At 68.9% G+C, this 18,628-nt stretch carries 17 protein-coding genes; 8 read left to right on the forward strand and 9 right to left on the reverse strand.

Annotation, left to right across the window (positions count from 1 at the left end; genetic code table 11):
- Nucleotides 1-8 precede the first annotated feature (8 nt).
- Complete coding sequence (locus HNR73_RS16385; RefSeq protein WP_184788323.1) at nucleotides 9-539, reverse strand: hypothetical protein; 531 nt, start codon at nucleotides 537-539, stop codon at nucleotides 9-11.
- Nucleotides 540-602: 63 nt separating this feature from the next.
- Nucleotides 603-902, reverse strand: a complete 300-nt coding sequence (locus tag HNR73_RS16390; protein WP_184788324.1) for a hypothetical protein — start codon at nucleotides 900-902, stop codon at nucleotides 603-605.
- Nucleotides 903-1,155: 253 nt separating this feature from the next.
- On the opposite strand from HNR73_RS16390, the gene HNR73_RS16395 reads away from it, so the two are divergent.
- Together HNR73_RS16395 and HNR73_RS16400 are read left to right on the forward strand one after the other, a co-directional pair.
- Nucleotides 1,156-2,025 carry a helix-turn-helix domain-containing protein gene (locus tag HNR73_RS16395; protein WP_260337179.1) on the forward strand — a complete coding sequence of 290 codons (870 nt, stop codon included), beginning with the start codon at nucleotides 1,156-1,158 and terminating at the stop codon, nucleotides 2,023-2,025.
- The gene (locus HNR73_RS16400; protein ID WP_184788326.1) at nucleotides 2,022-2,225 is read left to right on the forward strand and encodes a DUF397 domain-containing protein; all 204 of its coding nucleotides are present in this window, start codon (nucleotides 2,022-2,024) and stop codon (nucleotides 2,223-2,225) included. Before HNR73_RS16395 ends, HNR73_RS16400 begins: the two co-directional genes overlap by 4 nt.
- Nucleotides 2,226-2,274: 49 nt before the next feature.
- On the opposite strand, the gene HNR73_RS16405 is transcribed toward HNR73_RS16400, so the two are convergent.
- Genes HNR73_RS16405 through HNR73_RS16415 form a run of 3 tightly spaced genes read right to left on the reverse strand, consistent with a single transcriptional unit; the run spans nucleotide 2,275 to nucleotide 3,769 of the window.
- Entirely contained in the window at nucleotides 2,275-2,850 is a 576-nt protein-coding gene (locus HNR73_RS16405) for a hypothetical protein (RefSeq protein ID WP_184788327.1), read from the reverse strand.
- The gene (locus HNR73_RS16410; RefSeq protein ID WP_184788328.1) at nucleotides 2,847-3,467 is read right to left on the reverse strand and encodes a hypothetical protein; all 621 of its coding nucleotides are present in this window, start codon (nucleotides 3,465-3,467) and stop codon (nucleotides 2,847-2,849) included. Before HNR73_RS16410 ends, HNR73_RS16405 begins: the two co-directional genes overlap by 4 nt.
- Before the next feature lie 47 nt (nucleotides 3,468-3,514).
- A complete protein-coding gene (locus HNR73_RS16415; protein ID WP_184788329.1) occupies nucleotides 3,515-3,769 on the reverse strand; it encodes a hypothetical protein in 255 nt (84 codons plus the stop codon).
- 176 nt (nucleotides 3,770-3,945) lie between these two features.
- Here HNR73_RS16415 and HNR73_RS16420 point away from each other — a divergent pair, with 176 nt between their 5' ends.
- The 4 genes from HNR73_RS16420 to HNR73_RS16435 all read left to right on the forward strand — a co-directional run bounded on the left by HNR73_RS16420 (nucleotide 3,946) and on the right by HNR73_RS16435 (nucleotide 11,476).
- Complete coding sequence (locus HNR73_RS16420; protein WP_239121902.1) at nucleotides 3,946-7,497, forward strand: type I restriction endonuclease subunit R; 3,552 nt, start codon at nucleotides 3,946-3,948, stop codon at nucleotides 7,495-7,497.
- Nucleotides 7,494-8,855 (forward strand): restriction endonuclease subunit S, encoded by a 1,362-nt coding sequence (locus tag HNR73_RS16425; RefSeq protein ID WP_184788330.1) that lies wholly within the window; start codon nucleotides 7,494-7,496, stop codon nucleotides 8,853-8,855. Before HNR73_RS16420 ends, HNR73_RS16425 begins: the two co-directional genes overlap by 4 nt.
- Complete coding sequence (locus HNR73_RS16430) at nucleotides 8,852-10,375, forward strand: class I SAM-dependent DNA methyltransferase (RefSeq protein WP_184788331.1); 1,524 nt, start codon at nucleotides 8,852-8,854, stop codon at nucleotides 10,373-10,375. Before HNR73_RS16425 ends, HNR73_RS16430 begins: the two co-directional genes overlap by 4 nt.
- A gap of 111 nt (nucleotides 10,376-10,486) precedes the next feature.
- Entirely contained in the window at nucleotides 10,487-11,476 is a 990-nt protein-coding gene (locus HNR73_RS16435; RefSeq protein ID WP_184788332.1) for a hypothetical protein, read from the forward strand.
- Here HNR73_RS16435 and HNR73_RS16440 read toward each other — a convergent pair.
- The 3 genes from HNR73_RS16440 to mobA form a co-directional block, all read right to left on the reverse strand.
- Nucleotides 11,473-12,363, reverse strand: a complete 891-nt coding sequence (locus tag HNR73_RS16440) for an RNA polymerase sigma-70 factor (RefSeq protein WP_184788333.1) — start codon at nucleotides 12,361-12,363, stop codon at nucleotides 11,473-11,475. The genes HNR73_RS16435 and HNR73_RS16440 overlap by 4 nt on opposite strands.
- 3 nt (nucleotides 12,364-12,366) lie before the next feature.
- Entirely contained in the window at nucleotides 12,367-12,924 is a 558-nt protein-coding gene (locus HNR73_RS16445; RefSeq protein WP_184788334.1) for a carboxymuconolactone decarboxylase family protein, read from the reverse strand.
- A gap of 74 nt (nucleotides 12,925-12,998) precedes the next feature.
- Nucleotides 12,999-13,580: a molybdenum cofactor guanylyltransferase gene (gene mobA, locus HNR73_RS16450; RefSeq protein ID WP_184788335.1), complete on the reverse strand. Its 582-nt coding sequence runs from the start codon at nucleotides 13,578-13,580 to the stop codon at nucleotides 12,999-13,001.
- A gap of 127 nt (nucleotides 13,581-13,707) precedes the next feature.
- Here mobA and HNR73_RS16455 point away from each other — a divergent pair, with 127 nt between their 5' ends.
- Nucleotides 13,708-14,772, forward strand: coding sequence for a DUF4192 domain-containing protein (locus HNR73_RS16455; protein ID WP_184788336.1), 1,065 nt, complete (start codon nucleotides 13,708-13,710; stop codon nucleotides 14,770-14,772).
- Here HNR73_RS16455 and fdhD read toward each other — a convergent pair.
- On the reverse strand, nucleotides 14,721-15,557 hold the full coding sequence (gene fdhD, locus HNR73_RS16460; protein WP_184788337.1) for a formate dehydrogenase accessory sulfurtransferase FdhD: 837 nt from the start codon (nucleotides 15,555-15,557) through the stop codon (nucleotides 14,721-14,723). The two genes, HNR73_RS16455 and fdhD, sit on opposite strands and share 52 nt — an antisense overlap.
- 42 nt (nucleotides 15,558-15,599) lie before the next feature.
- Between fdhD and HNR73_RS16465 the strand changes: the two genes are divergently transcribed.
- Complete coding sequence (locus tag HNR73_RS16465; RefSeq protein ID WP_184788338.1) at nucleotides 15,600-16,427, forward strand: S1 family peptidase; 828 nt, start codon at nucleotides 15,600-15,602, stop codon at nucleotides 16,425-16,427.
- Nucleotides 16,428-18,628 lie beyond the last annotated feature (2,201 nt).

Consider the following 18,628-nt stretch of genomic DNA (forward strand, 5'->3'; position numbering starts at 1 on the left):
GCTCCTTGTCAGTCCGTGGTGTGGAACGGGTCGACCGGGCCGTCCGTCTCCGGGGCCGATTCCCGGCCCCGGAGACGGACGAGGTCTTCGCGCAGGCGGCGTTCGGTGCGGAGCGCGTAGTGGAGGCGTTCGGCGTCGAGGAGGCCGCGGCAGCGGACCGGACTGCGCGTGTCGCAGACAGGGCAGCGTTCGCCGCCGAAGCGTGGGGCGTGCTGGGCGCGCATGGTCGCGTAATGCCGTTCCTCGCGGTCGAGGTCGAGGTCGGTGAGCGCCTTGACGTGTTTGCGGAGGAGGCGGTCGTCGAGGCTCAGGTGGGGCCACAGGCGGGTGAGGCCGTTGAGGACGAATTGGGCGAAGAGCCACGCGAGGACGGCGGTGCCGAGCGCGCAGGCGAGGGCGAGCGCCCAGTGGAAGTGGGCGAGGGCCTGGTGGGAGACGTAGAAGGCGAGTGCGGCGGTGATGCCGGCGGGGACGCCGTCCCAGATGACGCGGAGGAGGAGGGTCGGCGGGTCGATGAGTTTCCAGAGTGTTTTGGGCATGCGGAGTCCCTGTCGGTGAGGTCGGTGAGGTCAAGAGGGGGTGGGGGTCAGGAGGGGGTGAGGTCAGGACGGGTCGGTGTCGCAGCCGAGGGAGCGGCGGAGGAGGTCGTCCCAGTGGAACCAGGAGGCGCAGGGCCACAGTTGGCGGCAGAAGTGGCAGTGCCGCTCGTTGGGGTGCGGGGTGTGGCGGTTCCACCAGTGGAGCTGGATCGTCCACAGTTGGGGGTGGGGGGCCGTCGGCGGGGGAGTGGCTGGTGGCCTGTTCGCGAGGTCGAACGGCGGGTGCGGCGGGTCCGGGGGCGTGTCCTCGGGTTCCGGGGCATGGGCGTGATAGACAGGCAGGTGCCAGCGAGTGCGATCCACGGATCGCTCCTCTCGTTGAGTGGAGATCGAGGCGGGCCGTCCGGGCCTTCGAAACCTCAGGCCCGCCTCGATCGTTTTTCTCACGCGATCCGTTGTGCACCAACGGATGTCGCCCGCCCAGCCCACTGAGCTGGGAACATTACCGCTAGTGACGTGGGTCGCGCTTGGTGTTAGCATTGCACTCGTTCCGACGGTATGCAAGTTCTCACCACAAGAAATCTCAGCGTGTCGCTTCTCGAAGTGAGGGTGTTCCATGGTCCGACGACGGCAAGGCCCGAGTCTGAGGAGTCAGTGGCTCGGCCAATGGCTCAGGAAGTTGCGCGAGGAAAACGGCCACACCCTTGAATACGCGGCCCAGTACCTCGAATGCAGCACGGCGACCGTCAGTCGTATCGAGCTCGCCCAGTATCCGATCAAGTCACTGGCGCTCAAGGGACTGCTGGACCTGTACAACGTCTCCGATCGGAAGACCCGTGACTTCCTGCTGGAGCTGCGGGAGGAAGCTTGGCGGAAGGGTTGGTGGGACGGTTACGGCGACGCATATGACGATCCGGGCTTCATCGACTATCCCTGGCTGGAGTCGCGCGCGACCAACATCCGATCCTACGAAACGATGCTCGTTCCTGGGCTGCTCCAGACTCCGGCCTATGCGGAAGCCGTGATCCGAGCTTTCGACTATCGGGGGAGCTCGGATGCGCAAATCTCACGCTGGGTTGAGCTGCGCATTGAGCGGCATCGCATCCTGACCGGCGTGGATGCCACCGCGTTGACCGTGATCGTTGACGAATCGGCACTCCGGCGGCCGATTGGTGGCGACGCGGTGATGCGTGCTCAGCTGCATCGACTTCTCGAAACGTCATCCAGCCCCAACGTGACGGTGCTCGTGCTGCCTTTCACGGCCGCCGATCAACCATGCTTCGTCGGTCCGTTCACGATTTTCGAGCTGCCTGACCCCTATCCGGACGTGGCTCACGTCGAGAGCCTTGCCGGGCGCGCGTTCGTGGAGAAATCAGACCAGATCGACCGCTTCGAGCACGTGTACGCTGACTTGCACCAAGCAGCTCTGAGCCCAGAACTGTCCGCGGACTTCATCGCGAACATCCTGGAGGAGACCCCTAAGTGATTCCGTCAGTCCACTGGCGTACCAGTAGCTACAGCAACAGCGGCGGAGCGAACTGCGTCGAGGTCGGCCCCCTCACCGACCTCCCCACCCGCATCGCCGTCCGCGACAGCAAGGACCGCGAAGGCCCCACCTTCCTCACGTCCCCAGCCGAATGGTCCGGCTTCATCACCGGCATCAAATCCGGCGGCTTCGACCACTGACCGAGCAACAGACGGCCCCGGCTTCGCCGGGGCCGTTCCACGCCACCGCTCACAGTCCGGCCGCCCAGGCGCTCGCCTTCGACGCCGCACCCGTCGCGTTCCCCGAAGCCGCCTCGAACTTCCCGGCAGCCTCCTCCAGATAGCCGATCGCGTCGCGCACGTCGTCCGAACTCGTCCCGTCCAAGGCATCCCGCAACATCGCGAGGATTCCCTCCACTTCGGACTTCATCCCCGTGATGCGCGACGAACCGTCTTTCGCCGCCGTCGCAGCCGCGAACACCACCGACTTGACCGCCCCGATCGTTGTGCCCCCGGCCCCGCCCCCGCCCCCGGACGACCCCGACGCGGCCGTGGCATCCTTCGCCTCCCGTCGCGACTCCATCATCTTGCCAACGGCACCCCCGACATGACCTACGGCGGCGCCGACCGTGGCCGAGAGGCCGAGAGTGGTCGCGGTCCCAAGTGTTGGATTCTTCGTGGACAACCCCACCATCGTGCCGCCGAGGGTTGCGACCGCCGCGCCGATGCCGGTAATCCAGGCTTTCACGGTGTCAGGCGCGGCCTTCTTCGCTGCGCCCCTGAACGTAGATTCTTGCGACGCCGCCTTGTCGTCCGGGTTCTTCACGCCATGGGCTCCAGGACGCCGGCACCACAGGAAACGATCAAGGGTAGGTGTGCGGCGATCTCCATGCCGAAATCGGCAGCGTTCACGTCCTTCCCAGCCTTGCGCCAGCCCTTGGCCTGCGATTCGCATCCATCCCAGACGCTGCCCCTCATGTGGGAGTAAGCCCAGATGGACCGAGCACGGAGACTAATCGGCATGAGGACTTGACCGTTGCGGCCGAGGGTGAACTGATCGAAGTTCGCTGGAGAGTTTCCGTAACCATCGGCGGTAGGAACGAGCCGGTACTTCTTAAGGAAGCTCTTGGCCTCCTTCTCGTTCTGGAGGTCAACTTCGACGAGGACCCCCTCACCCAGCAGGAAGTCCACGTGCGGCGAGGGATCCTTGATCTTCGTCTTGGTTCGCACCACCTTCTCCAGCGCGGCCCGGTCGAACTTGTGCAGTGCCTGGATCTCGGGCTCCTGCCGCGCCAGGTCCCACACCAGCACCTGATCCCCGGTGAACTCCCCGACCCCTTCCCCCGCATGGATCTCGAAGTACTCCGGTTCCTGCTTCCCCGGTTGCTTCGGGTCGAAGTACGGCCCCAGGCTCTTCCCCACGGCCATGATGATCTTCGCCATCGTCTACCCCTGTCTCTCTCACTAGAAAAAGCTGTTAGAAAAAGCTGCTAGATGAAGCTCCGGTACGCGTCGAGTTTCCCGATCGCCGCCGTCAGCACCGCCGCCGTCTCGTCCAGCCCCACCGCCGCCGTCTCCGCCAGTCCGGCGGCCTCGCCGGGCTCGCCCGACGCCGAACCGTCGCCGGCCGCCCGCACGGGCACGCTCGCGTCGGATCTCAACTCCCCGGCGACCTTCCCACACAGATTGACCAGCTGTTCCAGTTCCCGGGTCGCGTCGTCGACCACCCGGATCACGTCATCCACGCCCGGCCTCCCCCGCCGTTAAGAACATGCCGGGCACGTTAGCAGCGCTTCACACACCGCACCATCCCGGCGAACTCGCCCGCCGCTCAGGACTGCCCGAAAGAATGAGTGAGTTGATCTCTATGCGCGGGTTATCCTGTTCGGCTCTCCTGGGGATGGAACGAAAGGTGGGGGCCTTGCACAACGGCAGCGGCAGCGGCAACGACGGCATCGACGAGATCGCGCGACGCTCGCACAACTTCGGTTTCCTGCTCGCGCACGAGAAACTGCTCGTCATCGACGGCGTCGTCGCCGAAGCGAACGTCTACACCGAGCCCGATACCGCGATGTGGCGGGCCCGCCGGTTCACCGAGACCCTCGCCCGCTTCCTTCTGCGCGCCTTCCGGCTCCCGGCTCATGGAAGCCTCGCGACAAGGATCGACCGGCTCAAGACCGAACACGTCATCAACACTGACGAGATCTACGACGCCTTCGAGACCATCCGAGACTCCGGCAACAAGGCCACGCACGGCTACTACGGTGACCGGGTCGCCGCGCTCGAATGCGTCCGGCTGTGCTTCGTCCTCGGCTACTGGTATCACCGTGTGTTCGTCCCCGACGCCCCCCGGCTCGCCTTCGCGCCGCCCGAACCGCCCGGCCAGACCCGCGACGCGACCAACGCGGCCGACCGCGCCGATCTCGACACGTTGAACACCGAGCTAGCCCGGATGCGTGACCGTTTCACCGAAATGCTCGTCCATAAGGACCGCGCCTCCAGCCTCCTCGACGCAGAGAAGGCTGCCCGCCACCAGGCCGAAACCGAACTCGCGCGGCTGATCGCCGACCGCGACCGGCTCGCCGAACTCGTCACGAACATGCGCGCGCCCGATGCCGAACTTCTCGCCGAGGCCGACACCAACCTCCAGAGCATCAAGAAGCCGACCGCCGCCGAACGCGAACACCTCATCGACCGGGCCGCGCACGCTGCCCGGCCGGTCCGCACCGAACGCGAGGTCCGTGAAGACGTCGACCGCATGCTGCACGCGGCCGGCTGGGTTGTCCAGGACGGCGACGCCGTCAACCACTGGGCCGGACCGGGCGTCGCGGTCCGCGAGGAGACCACCGCCAGCGGCCCCGCCGACTACCTGCTCTACGTCGACAAGAAACTCGTCGGCGTCATCGAGGTCAAACGCGAGGGCACACCGCTCAGCGCCGTCGAACGCCAGTCGGGCCGCTACGCCGAGACTCTCAAGGCGTCCCAGCGGCTGCTGGCATGGCGGCAGCCGCTGCCGTTCCGCTACGAGACGACGTCCGTCGAGACCCACTTTACGAACATGCTCGACCCGGGCGCGCGGGCCCGCGAGGTCTTCTCCTTCCACCGCCCCGAGACGGTCGCGCGCTGGATGCGCGAAGCCGACGAGGACACTGCGGCGCCGACCATGCGTGCCAAACTCCGCGGCCGGCTCCCCGCACTGGACGACGACCGGCTCTGGCCGGCGCAGCGCGACGCCGTCCAGGGCCTCGAAAAGTCCCTGGCGAAGGCCAAGCCGCGCGCCCTGATCCAGATGGCCACCGGCGCGGGCAAGACCTACACGGCCGTGAGCTCCTCGTACCGGCTGCTCAAGCACGGTGGCGCGAAACGCGTGCTGTTCCTGGTGGACCGCAACAACCTCGGCGACCAGGCCCTCCGCGAGTTCGAGAACTACCTCACTCCGGACGACGGCCGCAAGTTCAACGACCTCTACCCCGTGCAGCGCTTGAAGAGCGTCGGGATGCTGGAATCGTCCAGTGTGGTCATCTGCACCGTTCAGCGCCTCTACTCGATGCTCTGCGGGCAGGCGATCCCCGACCCCGACACCGAAGACGAGGGCCTCGACTCCTACGAACGCGACGAGGTCGTCGGCGTCGGCTACAACCCTGCCGTGCCGCCCGAGACCTTCGACGTCGTCATCGTCGACGAATGCCACCGGTCCATCTACGGCCTGTGGCGGGCGGTGCTGGAGTATTTCGACGCGTTCATCGTCGGGCTCACCGCCACGCCCGTCGCACAGACCTTCGGGTTCTTCCACCAGAACATCGTCAGTGAGTACAGCTACCGCGAAGCCGTCGCCGACGGCGTGAACGTCGACTTCGGCGTCTACCGGATCCTCACCGAGATCGGGCAGGGTGGCGCGGTGATCCCCAAAGGGATCGTGGTGCCCAAACGCGACCGCCGCACCAGACGGCAGCGCTATGAGGAACTGGACGAGGACTACGCCTACAGCGGCGGGCAGATCGCGCGGAAGGTCATCAGCAAGGGGCAGTTGCGCCTGGTGCTGGAAACCTTCCACGAGCGGCTGTTCACCGAGATCTTCCCGCCGGAGCCGGGCCGCAAGACGCGCGAAGTCGTGCCCAAGACGCTGATCTTCGCCGTCGACGACAACCACGCCGAAGAGATCGTGACGATGGTGCGCGAGGTCTTCGACAAGGGCAACGACTTCTGTCAGAAGATCACCTACAAGAGCAAGGACGCGGCCACGCTCATCAAGTCCTTCCGCAACAGCCCCGACCTGCGCATCGCGGTCACGGTCAACATGATCGCGACCGGAACCGACATCAAGCCCCTGGAGTGCGTGTTCTTCCTCAACGAGGTGAAGAGCTGGGCACTGTTCGAGCAGATGAAGGGCCGGGGCGCGCGCAGCATCGACCCCGTCGAGCTGCACCAGGTCACGCCCGACGTCGACGTGAAGACCAGGTTCATGCTGGTCGACGCCGTCGGCGTAACCGACTCGGAGCGCGTCGACGCCTCACCGCTGGAGAAGCACAGCGAGAAGCAGATCAGCCTGGAAGCCCTGCTGCGCAAGGCGGGCAACCTCAGCCTGACCCTCGACGAGGCGTCGACGCTGGGGGCGAGGCTGGCCGCCCTCGCCAAGCAGATCGACGACGACCAGTGCGCCGAATTGGAGGAACTGGCCGGGCGCCCGCTGACCGATATCACCCGCAGGCTCAGCGCCTGCAACGACTCTGACGTCATCGAAGCCGCCCGCCAGTCGGGAACCGGGTGGGAAGCACGGCTCATCGAGGACGCGTGCGAGTACCTGGCCGACCCGGAGCTGCGGGCGAGGCTGCTGGAGATCAGGCGAGCGCGGGACATCGTTTACGACGAGGTGAACCCCGACCGCCTGATCGAGGCGCGGGGAGTCGCGCGCGAGGACACCGCCGAGAGGGACGTCGGGTCGTGGCGGGAGTGGGTCGCGGAGAACCGGGACATGCTGATCGCGCTGGAAGTCAGTTACCGCGAGGGGCGCAACCCGAGGGTGGTGTACCAGGAACTGAAGAACCTCGCCGCCAGGTTGGCGCGCCCGCCGAAGCAGTGGACCCCGGACCGGTTGTGGGAGGCGTACGAGTCGCTGGGGTTGGCGGCTCCGAGGCCGGGGTTGAGGCATGGGCCGGAGGACCTGATGGGGCTGATCCGGGCGGAACTGGGGTTGATCGAAGGGCAGCCCGTCCCGACGAGGGAAGTCGTGGAGCTGAACTTCCAGGGGTGGCGGGCGCGGCAGGTGCAGGCCGGCGTGGAGTTCACGGAGGACGAGTGGTGGTGGCTGGAGCGGCTCGCCGAGACCGCGGCTGCCGGGGCTGGCATCGCGGAGGAGGATCTGGACCGGGTACCGTTCACCGACCGTGGCGGGACGGATGGGTTTGTGCGGGAATTCGGAGAGGAACGCGCCGTGCGCATTCTAGGTGAACTGGGCGGGGAGCTGACGGCGTGAGCCAGCAGGAACTGCCGGAGGGGTGGGCCAAATGCGCGCTGAGCGAAGTTGCTCAATGGGGGAGCGGCGGCACGCCGAGAGCCGGTAACCAGAACTACTACGATGGCAGCATTCCATGGGCGGTCATCGGCGATCTTAACGATTCTGTTGTTGCCGCGACGTCGAGATCGATCACGGAACTTGGATTGCGTGAGTCTTCGGCCAAGATCGTTCCCAAAGGTGCGGTTCTTATCGCGATGTATGGATCGATCGGTAAACTCGCTATCGCCGGATGCGAGATGGCCACGAATCAGGCAATAGCGTACGCGGTGCCAAGGCCGGAGATCATTGATCAGCGCTTCTTGTTCTGGTTTCTCATGTCGGAGAGGGCCCATCTCGTAGGTGCCGGTAAGGGTGCGACACAGCAGAACATCAGCCAGACGCTTATTCGGGCTTGGGGTGTCGCGCTCCCGCCCCTCCCCGAGCAACGCCGCATCGTCACCGCCCTCGAAGACCACCTCTCGCGGCTGGATGCGGCGGAACGGGGAGCGTCTACAGCTCTTCGCAAGACCGCCCTCTTCAGGCGGCGCACCGCCCACCAGGCACTGGCCGAGCTGAATGACGTCGAGTGGCAGGAGCTCGGATCGTTGCTCAGTGAGCCATTGCGAAACGGCCACTCGGCCCGCGCATCGGGCGACGGCACCGGCATTCGGACTCTGACGCTGACCGCCGTGACCAAGAACCAGTTCACTGACACGTACACCAAGATGACCGTTGCGGACCCAGCGCGGGTCAAGGACATGTGGCTGAAACCTGGCGATGTTCTCATCCAGAGATCGAACACCCCGGACCTCGTCGGGACCTCGGCTCTCTACTCCGGCCCCGAGGACTGGGCTATTTTCCCGGACCTGTTGATCCGGGTCCGAACAAACGCGACTTTGCGCCCAGATTTCGCGCAGTTCGTCCTTGGGGCTCCGCAGCTTCGTGCGTACTTCCGTGATTCGGCAAAGGGGCTGGCTGGTTCGATGCCGAAGATTGATCAAACGACCATCGAAAAGGCTCTGATGCCAGTCCCATCGCTGGAGCGGCAGGCTGAAATCGTGAGCCGGATGAGCGCCCTCTCCGCAGACATGGATCGCCTTCAGAAGACGATCGAGTCCGCCCGTACCCGCGCCACCCACCTCCGCCAATCCCTTCTCCGCGAAGCCTTTGCCGGCCGCCTCGTCCCCCAAGACCCCGCCGACGAGCCCGCCTCCGTCCTCCTCGAACGCGTCCGCGCCGAACGCGCCGCCGAGCCCAAGACCCCGCGCACTCGCCGCAAACCCCCCGCCCACACGCCCGAGCCGACGTCCGGATTCGTTCAGGAGACCCTGCTGTGAGCGCCAGCACGAGCACCACCAAGCCCACCGACGCCCGCTCCCTCGTCGCGAAACTCTGGAACTACTGCAACGTCCTCCGCGACGACGGCGTCTCCACCATCGACTACGTCGAACAACTCACTTACCTCCTCTTCCTGAAAATGGCCCACGAACAGGTGAACCGCCCGTTCAACAAAGCCACCGAGCTCACCGACGTCGCCAAGCGCTGGCAAGTCCTTCTCGACTCCGACGCCGCCGCGCTCGAAGACGCCTACCGCGAAACCCTCCACGACCTCGGTCAGCAGCCCGGCACCCTCGGCGTCATCTTCCGCAAGGCCCAGAACCGCATCCAGGACCCGGCCAAACTCAAGCGCCTGATCGTCGACCTCATCGACAAGCAGGAATGGTCCAGCGAAAGCGTCGACGTCAAAGGCGACGCTTATGAGGAACTTCTCCACAAGAGCGCCGAGGACGTCAAGTCCGGCGCCGGCCAGTACTTCACCCCCCGCGACCTCATCACGGCCATGGTCGACTGCGTCCAGCCCACCGCCGCCGACACCATCGCCGACCCGGCCTGCGGGACCGGCGGCTTCCTCCTCGCGGCCCACCGGTTCATCTCCGGCCACAGCACCCACCTCAACCCCGACGAGCGCGCCGCCCTCGGCGAAGGCACCATCACCGGCACCGAGATCGTCGACGGCACCGCCCGCCTCGCCGCCATGAACATGCTCATTCACGGCATCGGCCGCCCCGACGGTGAATCACCGATCGCCGTCAAGGACGCCCTCGCCGAAGCACCCGCGCGGCACCCGAGCGTCGTCCTCGCCAACCCGCCTTTCGGCGTCAAGTCGTCCATCACCGTCATCGGCGAAGACGGCAGGACCGGCCGCGAGACCATCTCCTACAACCGCGACGACTTCTGGACGACCACCACCAACAAGCAGCTCAACTTCGTCCAGCACATCGCCTCCATGCTCGCGATCCCCGGCCGTGCGGCGGTCGTCGTCCCCGACAACGTCCTCTTCGAAGGCGGCGCCGGGGAAACGGTCCGCAAGCGCCTGCTCAACCAGTTCGACGTGCACACCCTCCTGCGCCTGCCGACCGGCATCTTCTACGCCGGCGGCGTCAAGGCCAACGTCCTCTTCTTCGACAAGAAGACCGCCCGCCCCGGGCAACCCTGGACTGACACGCTGTGGGTCTACGACTTCCGCGTCGGCCAGCACTTCACCCTCAAGCAGAACCCGCTGCGCCGGGAGCACCTCGACGACTTCGTCGCCTGCTACCGGCCCGGCGAGCCGCGCACGAACCGCGTCGAGACCGAACGCTTCCGGCCGTTCACCTACGACCAGCTCATCAAACGCGACAAGGTCAACCTCGACATCACCTGGCTGAAAGACCCCGCCCTCGACGACGCCGACTCGCAGCTGCCGCCCGAGGTCATCGCCCGCGAGATCGTCGAGGACCTCGAAGCGGCCTTGAGCGAGTTCGCCGCGATCGCCGAAGCCCTGTCCGGTCCGAAGGACACGCCCGAACAGAACTGACCGCCCCGAACGCCGCGCCCGATCCACATCGGACCGTCGCGTGGCGTTCGCCCGTCGTACCCCACCGTTACGCTGGTCCGGTCCGGCACCGTTCGACCGGCAGGGGCTCCCATGGCGACCGTCCAGACCACCGAAACGAAGCGACCGATCCTGTTCGAGCGGCTGTGGCAGGTCGTGGTCTTCGCGGCGTGCGCGTGGGGGGCCGCCCACGTCGTCCCGGGCGTCTCGCTCGACGGGCCCGTCCGGCGCCAGCTCCTCGTCGTGGTCGTCCTGAGCCTCTTCGACCAGCTGTCGACCATGCTGTCGCGGTCCATCTCCCGTTCGGGCGTGCCGTTGAGCGTTGGCCGCCTGTTCCGCCGGAACGCCGGCGTCGGCTGCTTCGGGTACACCGCACTGCTCGCCGTGACCGTCCTCGCCGGGCCGATCGCCTGGTGGCTCACCTCCCGGGTCGCCGACGCCATGTCCTGGCCCTTCCGCGTCGAAGGGTTCTGGCCCTTCGTGCTCGCGCCGCTGGTGACGATGGTGCTGACCTGGCTGCCGGTCCAGCTCCCGCGCCTGTTCACCGAGCCCGCGCTGCGGCCGCTCCTGGCCGGTCAGATCACGCGCGTCCTGGCCTCGATCGGCGGCTTCGCGCTGCTCCTCGCCGTCGGGCTGATCGGCTTCGAACCGGACGCGTGGTGGCGGACCGGGATCACCCTGGTCGTGCTCGCCTGCCTGTACCACCTGCCCGGCGTGCACGTCGACTACCGGGCCGAGGGCTGGCCGTGGATCGCGGTGAACCGAGCCATGATCCGCGCGTCCACGTTCGCGCTACTGCTGGGCCTGACGCTGAACACGCTCCTGCTGCTGGCGGCCGAGTGGGCCAGCCCCCACCTGGGCGTCCGCATGACCATCGACGGTTTCTGGACGCTGGTGACGTGCGCGGCCGTACTCCTCTTGCTGACCTGGGCGGTGAGCACACCGCCCGCGCTGAGACGCATGCGCCGGGTCCTCACGGCCCAGAACCTGACCGGGCCCGCCGACGCGGTGTTCGTCGACGTGCGCGTCGGGCGGCACGGTTTCACGCTCGACGCGATCGCGCCCCGGCCGCCGACGGACTAGGCGAGGTCCTCCCGCTCGGGCAGGTGCGTCAGCTTCTCGGGGTTGGCGACCATGCGCACGGCCGTGATCCGCCCGTCGGCGACCTCCACGGCGATCGTCGAGACGGGCTTGCCGTGCAGGTAGACGACCAGCGCGGGCGCGCCGTTGAGTTCGGCCTCGTCGTAGCGCAACTCGGACAGGTCAACGCCGTGCCACGGGCGGGAGGAGACGCCGAGGAGGAAACGCGCGACCTTGTCGGCGCCGGAGACCGGGTTGCGGGCGGCGGTGATGCGGCCACCGCCGTCGGTGATGAGCGTGACGTCGGGCGCGAGGACCGCCATCAGCGACTCGACGTCACCGTCGAGCGTGGCCGCGAGGAAACGGTCGGTGGCCTCGCGCTGGCGCGCCCGGTCGGTCTCGAAGCGCGGGCGGCGGGCCTGCACGTGGGAGCGCGCCCGGTGCGCCAGCTGCCGTACGGTCGCCTCCGGCTTGTCGAGGGCCTCGGCGATCTTGGCGTGGGGATAACCGAAGACCTCGCGCAGCACGAAGACCGCGCGCTCGTCGGGGCCCAAGGTCTCCAGCACCACCAGCATCGCCAGCGACACCGACTCGGCCATCTCGACCTCCTCGGCCACGTCCGGGCCCGTCAGCAGGGGTTCGGGCAGCCACGGCCCGACGTAGGACTCGCGGCGGGCGCGGGCCGCGCGCAGGCGGTTCAGCGCGGTCGTCGTCACGACCTTGACCAGGTACGCCTTCGGGTGGTCGACGACCGAGAGGTCGACCGCCGACCAGCGCAGCCACGAGTCCTGCACGGCGTCCTCGGCGTCGGCGACCGAACCGAGCATGCGGTAGGCCACGGAGAACAGCAGTTTCCGGTGCTCTGTGAACAGCTCGGTGGTCGTCGGCATGATTCACCCCTTGCGCGCCGGGATGGCGCAGCTCTCCTTGAACCCCTCCGGCGCGAGACCGAGGGCGTGGTTGTTGCGGCCGTAGAAGTTCTCCAGCGCGATCGTCGCGGTGATCTCGACCAGCTGCGCGTCGGAGAGGTGCTCGCGCAGGCGCGCGTTGAGTTCGTCGGTGACCTCCGGCGGGGTCACCGTCATCGCCTCGGCGTACTCCAGGACCGCGCGCTCGACCGGTGTGTAGCAGGTGGCGTCGCGCCAGTTCGGCACCGACTGGATCTTATCGGCGTCGACGCCCTCCTCGACGGCCAGCCAGTGGCCGAAGTCCATGCACCACTCGCACTCGATGGTCGCGGCCGAGCGCATCGTGGCCAGCAGTCGCAGGGACGCCGGGGTCGCGTTCCACTTGGCCGAGCCGAGCTCCATCCGCAGCGTGGTCATGAGGACCTTGCGGTTGTGCCCCGCGACGACGGCCGGGCCGAGCTCGCGGCCGAACTTGCGCTTCGAGAACCAGGACACGAAGCGGTTGGTGAGGGTCCGGGGCGGGGTGGTGGAGATGCGGGACATGGGGGGCTCCTTTTTTCCGTGAACGCCCCTTGGGACACCTCGCGCGGGCGGGACGTGACAACGGGTGAGCCGGATTACAGCCAGGACTCCGCCTCGGCGAGCGCTTCCGGTGTGTCGCAGTCGAAGTAGGGCGGCGGGCCGGGGGAGGTCCAGCGCAGTTCGACGCGGGGGAGGGGGCCGAGGGTGCGGCGGAGGGAGGCGCCGGGGGCGGTGTCGCGCGCGGCCTGGCGGAGGGCGTCGGCGCGCCAGCATCCGCAGAGCCACTGGGGGTGGTCGTCGTCGGTGTAGACGGCGCCGTCGGCCGCGCCGACCGCCGCGCGGAGGGCGTCGGCGGCGGCGCGGGTGAGGAGGGGGAGGTCGGCGGCGAGGAGCCACACGTGGGTGGCGGTGGCGGGGATGCGGCTCAGTCCGGCGGCGAGGGCGTGGGCGGGGCCTGCGCCGGGTGGGTCCTCGGTGACGGCGGTGACGTGGGCGGGTAGGCCGGTGTCGGGGCCGACGACGACGGTTGGCGTGCCGGGCGGAAGGGCGTCGACGACCCGGTGCAGGAGGGGCCTGCCTTTGAGGAGCAGCAGGGGTTTCGGGGTCACGCCGCCCATCCGGCGGGATGCCCCGCCGGACAGGATGACGGCTGCGTCGGCCGTGGGCGGCTGTGTCATGGGCTTGCCTCTCGGTATACACGAGACGGTATTCATGTACCGCCGAGTTATCCACAACCGGTGGGTTGTCCACAGGCCGGATTTCGCGCGCTGGCGGGGAGACGGTGCCGTCCCGCATGGTCGACTCATGGCGATTTCCGCGACAGAGACGACCCGCATCCGGCTCGGCTCGCCCGAGGACCTCCTCGCGGCGACCCCTTACCTGCTCGGGTACCACCCGAGCGAGTCCATCGCGTTCCTCGGCCTGGCCTCGGGGGACGTGAAGGTCACCGGCCGCTACGACCTGTCGGGCTCCGGCGCCCCACGCGACCCGACCCGCGTGGTGGAGAACCTATCGCGCCAGGGCGTGGACTCCGTCCTGCTGCTCGGCTACGGGCCACCGGGTCACGTCACCGTCGACATGGACATCCTCCGCGACGCCCTCGCCCAGGCCGGGCTGCCCGTCCGGGAGGCGCTGCGGGTGACCGAGGGCCGCTACTGGTCCTACCTGTGCCCTGGCGTGGACTGCTGCCCGGTCGAGGGCACCGCCTTCGACCTCGCCGGGGAGCGCGTATCGGCGGCCATGACCTTCGCCGGGCTCCAGGCCCTCCCCAAGCGCGAGGACGTGGCCGCGCTGATCGCGCCCTGCGAAGCGGAGGCGCGCGCGGAGGTCCGCGCCGCCCTGGCCGCGAAGAGCGCGAGCCTGTCGGAGGAGCTCCTCGGCGCCCGCGACACCACCGCCCGCTGGGACGCCTGGCGGGACGAAGGCGTCATGCTGCTGCGGCGGGTCGTCGCGGAGGTGCGCGAAAGCGGGCGGCTGCCCGAGGTCGGGGACATCGCGAGCCTGTGCCTCCTGCTCGGCCACGACCGCATCCGCGACGAGGCCTGGGCCCTCGTCGACGAGAACGAGCCCGAAGCCCTCGTCCCCCTGTGGGTGCGCCTCGTCCGGCACGCCGAACCCGAGCACGTCCCCGTCACCGCCTCACTGCTGTCCTACGCGGCCTGGCGCGCGGGCAACGGCGCCCTGTCCCGGATCGCGGTCGAACGGGCCCTGGAGGCCCAGCCCGACTACCGCCTCGGCCTGATGCTGACCGACGTGCTCAACGCCGCCATCTCACCCACCGCGCTCCCGCCCATCACCCGCGAATGGATCGCCGCGACCTACGCCGAGGACGCCGCCTGCGAGGAGGAGGTCCGCGACGTGCCCGTGTAGACGTTCATCGAGTCGCCGCGCAGGAAGCCCACCAGGGTCATCCCGAGCTCCGCGGCGAGGTCCACCGCGAGCGTGCTCGGGGCGGACACCGCCGCCAGCACCGGTATCCCCGCCATGGCCGCCTTCTGCACGATCTCGTAACCGACCCGCCCGCTGACCATCAGCACGTGACCGGCCAGCGGGAGCGCGCCCGCGCGCAGGCGCTCGCCGACGATCTTGTCGACGGCGTTGTGGCGGCCCACGTCCTCACGGACGGCGAGTTCGGTCCCGTCGGGCGCGTAAAGGCCCGCGGCGTGCACCCCGCCTGTGCGCGCGAAGGCCTTCTGCGAGCCGCGCAGACGGTCGGGCAGCGCGGTGAGCGCGACGGGGTCGACGGGAGCGGCGTCGTCACGGATCGGCCAGCGCACCGCCTTGGCGGTGACCTCCCGCAGCGCTTCCAGGCTGGAGGTGCCGCAGGTCCCGCAGGCACCGCTGACGGTGAAGCCGCGGCCGGCCCGGTCGGGCACGGCGATGTGCGGCCGCAGGCGCACGTCCAGCACGTTGAGGTCGCTGTCCATGCAGTGCTTGGCGGTGACCACGTCCTCGAAGGAGGTGATGATCCCCTCGGCGTAGAGCCAGCCGAGCGCCAGGTCGACGTCGTCGCCCGGCGTGCGCATCGTGACCGACAGCGGCTCACCGTTCAGCTGGATTTCGAGGGGCTCCTCGACGATCAGCGTGTCCGCCCGGAAGCCGCGTTCGCCCTGGTGAATGCGCTGTACCCGGCGTCTGTCGGTCACTCGTCCCATGTTTCCCGAGCCTACGACAAGCATCCGACCCGAGGGAGAATCATGTTCGCTTCGCCGCATACCCTTCACCGCGCCCGTCCCGTCCGTGACCTGGCGCTTTACCTGCTCGCCGCCGTCGCCTTCCTCATCGCCGTGAGTCTTGAGTCACCCGCCGCCCAGGCCGACCCCGGCCCGCGCTCACCGCGCATCGTCGGCGGCACCCTCGCTCCACCGGGCGAATTCCCGTGGATGGTCCGGTTGTCCATGGGCTGCGGCGGTTCCCTGTACCGGCCCGAGCTCGTCCTCACCGCCGCCCACTGTGTCGCCGGGGTCGAGGACCCGCGGTCAATCACGGCTACCGCCGGCACCGTCGACCCGGACGACCCGGAGGCCCTCACCAGCACCGCCACGGCCGTCCACGTCGCCCCCGGCTACGACGGCATGGGCCGCGACTGGGCCCTCGTCCGGCTGAAGACGCCCATGCACGGCCTCCCGCTGCTGCCGCTCACCTCCGGCACCGCCGCCGACCACGGCACCTTCACCGTCACCGGCTGGGGCGCCACCGAACCCGACGGACCACAGTCCCCGATGCTCCGGATGGCCACCGTCGACTTCGTCGACGACGACACCTGCGCGGCCGCCGGAGGCTCCTACGTCGACCTGGTCCCCGAGGAGGAACTGTGCGCGGGAGTCCCCGAAGGCGGCGTGGACAGCTGCCAGGGCGACTCCGGGGGCCCGCTCTTCCGCCCCGACGCCGAGGGCACGGTCGTTCAGGTCGGCATCGTCAGCTGGGGTGAAGGCTGCGCCGAGAAGGGCAAGCCCGGCGTCTACACCCAGGTCAGCGCCTTCACCGAAGAGATTGCCACCGCGGCCGCCGACCCCACCTGGTAGCCCGCCACGCCACCGAGACCCGGGTGCGGCCGCCCTCCCCCGCGGCCGCACCCGGCCGCCCGACACGCCCACAGAACACCAGGTCTCACGACACCCCCGCGATACCCTCGCCTGGCCTCGCACGACAACCCCCGCCAAGACTCGGGTACGGCCGCACACCCTCCCGCGCGGCTGTACCCGACCAAGTCCCGACGCCTCCGCCTTCACGACACCGTGTCCCAGACGCCGCAGCTCCAGCCCGTCCCAGCCGGGGCCGGGGATACCGCCGCCGCGGCCGCGTTCGCCGCCTCCCACGCCTGAGCCTGCGACCGCACCCACCGAAATCCCGAACCTGAGCAGCGACGCCACTGCCCACGCGGCACCGCCTGCGCCAAGGCTCCACGCCATCCGGCGGCCGTAGCGCTCACGGTCTCCGAGTAACCCCCGCCGCCGTCGAACCCTGCGTCCCCGTCGCCCACACAACGCTCAACCCCACCGACCACGCTCAACCCAATCGCCGGCCGAGGCGCCACAGCACGACCGTCCACAAGGCGCTCGGACGACTCGACCCACCACATTCCCGCCGCCGAGATCGCAGGCATGGCTCCCGGGCCTTTCGCTCAAGCCGTGCGCGCCTTGTGGCTCGGCTTCCGAGCCGCTGCTAGGTGCCCTTCGGCAACGAGACCTTTGGCCCTCCGACACCACGGTTCCACCGCCGACGCCTTCGTCCGCCCCGGCCCCGTCCTGCCGTTCTCTGTCCGATGTCCGCCGAGCCGCTTCGCTGGAAGCCCGTGGCACCGGAACGCTTGCGTCTCCGGTGCCACAGCCTGCCGTGCCCTTCGCTCACCCGGATCGGCTCCACCACACGTGCTGCCGTGTGGCTCGGCCTCCACAGCACGGCTGGCGCGGCACCTCTGGGCTTCGCGGCGATCGCGGCGATCGCGTCGGATGCGGCTGGCGAGGCGTGGGGCTCGTGTGTTCGGCGCACCGCTACCGGCCTGGTACGCGCCACTTCGCGTTCAGCTGATGCCGCCCTCCGCCGAGCCGCCTCGCCGGAAGCCCGTGCCCACCGGCCCCGGTCCCTCCGGTGCCACAGATCGCCGTCATCGTCACTCGCCCGGGCCGCGCCGCCGCACGTGCTGCCGTGTGGCTCGGCCTCCACAGCACGTGCGGTGGCGCGGCACCTCTTGGCTTCGGTTCGCCGCGATCGCGTGTTCGGCGCACCGCTACCGGCCCGGTTCGCGCCACTTCGCGTTCAGCTGGTGCCGCCTTCGTCCGCCCCGGCCTGTCTCGCGGTTCGCTGTCCCCTGAGCCGCTGAGCCGCTGAGCCGCCTCGCCGGAAGCCCGTGCCCACCGGACCCCGGTGTCTCCGGTGCCACAGCCTGCCGTGCCTTACCGCCGTCCGGACCGCGCCACCGGAAGCGCTGCCGTCCGCCCCACCTGGATCGCCCTTCCACACGCCGCCGTACGGCTCCACAAACCCCGTCACGTTTGCCGTGAGCGCTTCTCGGCGCTCGCCACTCACGCCGCCGACTCAACCCGCCGGCTCACGCTGTCGAGGCTCGCGCTCGCCCGCCGTGGCTCCGCCTCTCGTGGGTGATTCGCTTGTCCCCGTTCCGTGAGGCCGCGCGACATCCCGTCGTCTTACCGCGCGTGGCGCTGACGCCTGTGGTCCACGAGCTTGGCATTTCGCACCTGCGCCCGCCTGTCGCCGGCTCCGGGATGCGTCTCCGCCGTCGATCGGGCGTCGCGGTGGCCGCATCACTCGCAGCCGTCTCACGTCACCCGAAGCCTTCGCCGCTACGGCAACCTGCGTCGTCTCAGCTCGCGAGGCGCTCGTCCGCACTGGTCTCGGCCCGTGAAGCTCGGCCCGCGAAGCCCGTGCCGGAGCCGCCCAGCTGAGAGAACGGCCGTCCTTTGCTCGCCGCTGAAGCCCTCGCCGCGTCGCCGACCTCCGCGCCCGTTTGCCGAGGCTTCGCCGCCGCGCCTTGTCCGCAGCCGACCGGCACTTCGCGGCTCCGGTGCTCGCCCCTGACCTCGTGTGGAGCGGCCGACGGTGTCCACACACGTTCGCATCCCGCTTCGCGGGGATCCCTGTCCACGCGTGTCAGTGAACTGAGATCCGCTCCGGATGGGACCGCCGATGCCACTCGCGCTTGTCGCCGCCGCCGGTGCCGGGGCCGGCGTCATGCCCGTCGTGCCGTCGCGGCCTCGTCTGGCGT

It is taken from the genome of Phytomonospora endophytica, assembly GCF_014202425.1.
GTDB classification, from domain to species: domain Bacteria; phylum Actinomycetota; class Actinomycetes; order Mycobacteriales; family Micromonosporaceae; genus Phytomonospora; species Phytomonospora endophytica.

Bases quoted from the DNA above. Each gene is read 5' to 3' on its own strand.
- HNR73_RS16385 (WP_184788323.1), bottom strand. From the start codon at position 539: ATGCCCAAAACACTCTGGAAACTCATCGACCCGCCGACCCTCCTCCTC.
- HNR73_RS16395 (WP_260337179.1), top strand. From the start codon at position 1,156: ATGGTCCGACGACGGCAAGGCCCGAGTCTGAGGAGTCAGTGGCTCGGC.
- HNR73_RS16410 (WP_184788328.1), bottom strand. From the start codon at position 3,467: ATGGCGAAGATCATCATGGCCGTGGGGAAGAGCCTGGGGCCGTACTTC.
- HNR73_RS16435 (WP_184788332.1), top strand. From the start codon at position 10,487: ATGGCGACCGTCCAGACCACCGAAACGAAGCGACCGATCCTGTTCGAG.
- HNR73_RS16440 (WP_184788333.1), bottom strand. From the start codon at position 12,363: ATGCCGACGACCACCGAGCTGTTCACAGAGCACCGGAAACTGCTGTTC.
- HNR73_RS16445 (WP_184788334.1), bottom strand. From the start codon at position 12,924: ATGTCCCGCATCTCCACCACCCCGCCCCGGACCCTCACCAACCGCTTC.
- mobA (WP_184788335.1), bottom strand. From the start codon at position 13,580: ATGACACAGCCGCCCACGGCCGACGCAGCCGTCATCCTGTCCGGCGGG.
- HNR73_RS16455 (WP_184788336.1), top strand. From the start codon at position 13,708: ATGGCGATTTCCGCGACAGAGACGACCCGCATCCGGCTCGGCTCGCCC.
- fdhD (WP_184788337.1), bottom strand. From the start codon at position 15,557: ATGGGACGAGTGACCGACAGACGCCGGGTACAGCGCATTCACCAGGGC.
- HNR73_RS16465 (WP_184788338.1), top strand. From the start codon at position 15,600: ATGTTCGCTTCGCCGCATACCCTTCACCGCGCCCGTCCCGTCCGTGAC.